The sequence below is a fragment of the Mesorhizobium sp. M1A.F.Ca.IN.020.06.1.1 genome, from assembly GCF_004023265.1.
Classification (GTDB): Bacteria; Pseudomonadota; Alphaproteobacteria; order Rhizobiales; family Rhizobiaceae; genus Mesorhizobium.
Genome location: NZ_RZSR01001333.1, coordinates 1 through 1,205, shown reverse-complemented (window position 1 = coordinate 1,205; position 1,205 = coordinate 1). Strand labels below are relative to the sequence as shown.

Annotated in this window: 1 protein-coding gene and 1 pseudogene; both read right to left on the bottom strand. The window is 64.5% G+C overall.

Going from position 1 to position 1,205, the window contains the following annotated elements; translation table 11 throughout:
- A partial coding sequence (gene nuoF / locus EOA60_RS33755) for an NADH-quinone oxidoreductase subunit NuoF (protein WP_128312663.1) occupies positions 1–793 on the bottom strand: 793 nt, incomplete at its 3' end.
- A gap of 10 nt (positions 794–803) precedes the next feature.
- Positions 804–1,205, bottom strand: a pseudogene (locus EOA60_RS33750) (NADH-quinone oxidoreductase subunit E); the annotation flags it as partial.

Here is a 1,205-nt window from a genome sequence, read left to right as displayed (position 1 = left end):
GTTCGCGGAACGGGATCGACATCGCCTCTTCGAAGGTGCACGGATTGTTGACGTGCCCGGACACGCAGAAGAGCTTGGTGCCGGCATTGTTCGGCCGGCCGAAGGACGAGAACCAGGCAGCACCCCGGCGCAGGATCGTCGGCGCCACGGCGATGGATTCGACGTTGTTGACCGTGGTCGGGCAGCCATAAAGGCCGACATTGGCCGGGAATGGCGGCTTCAGTCGCGGCTGGCCCTTCTTGCCCTCGAGGCTTTCGAGCAGCGCCGTCTCCTCGCCGCAAATATAGGCGCCGGCGCCGTGGTGCATATAGACGTCGAAGTCGTAGCCGGAGGTGTTGTTCTTGCCGATGAGCTTGGCCGCATAAGCCTCGTCGATGGCGCGCTGCAGCGCCTCGCGCTCGCGGATGAACTCGCCGCGCACATAGATGTAAGCAGCGACCGCGCCCATGGCGAAACCGGCGACCAGCGCGCCCTCGACCAGCGTATGCGGATCGTTGCGCAGAATGTCACGGTCCTTGCAGGTGCCAGGCTCGGATTCGTCGGCATTGATGACGAGATAGCTCGGCCGGCCATCGCTCTGCTTGGGCATGAACGACCATTTCAGGCCGGTCGGGAAGCCGGCGCCGCCACGGCCGCGCAGGCCGCTTGCCTTCATTTCGTTGATGATCCAGTCGCGTCCCTTGGCGATCAGGCCGGGTGTATCGTCCCACATGCCGCGCGCCTGCGCTCCGGCCAGCGACTTGTCGAAGAGGCCGTAGATGTTGGTGAAGATGCGGTCTTTGTCCTGAAGCATTGTTCGTCCCTCAGACCGGCTTCTTGCCGAAGACGCGGATGTACTCGGCGACGCCGCCCTTGGCGAGCGCCTTGGCCTGCTTCGCCCAGTCGTCGCGCTCGATACGGCCGCGGAAATTGAGATAGCCGTCGACCCATTCGCGCTCGGCCTTCCTCCACGCAGAGACCTGCGCGAAAGTATAAATGCCAAGCGAATGCAGGACGCCTTCGATCTTCGGACCGACACCGGAGATCAGCTTCAGATCGTCGACCGTTGCCGGACGCGCGATCCCGGCCGGGCGGTTCTTGTCCTCGAGCGAAGGCTTGGCCGTCTTGGTCGCAGGTTGCTTCGCTTCCGGCGACTTGAAGGCGGACGCCGGCTCGGCCTTGGCCTTCGGCCCGCTGCGCGGCTTCGAAACCGCCTCGACTTCCGG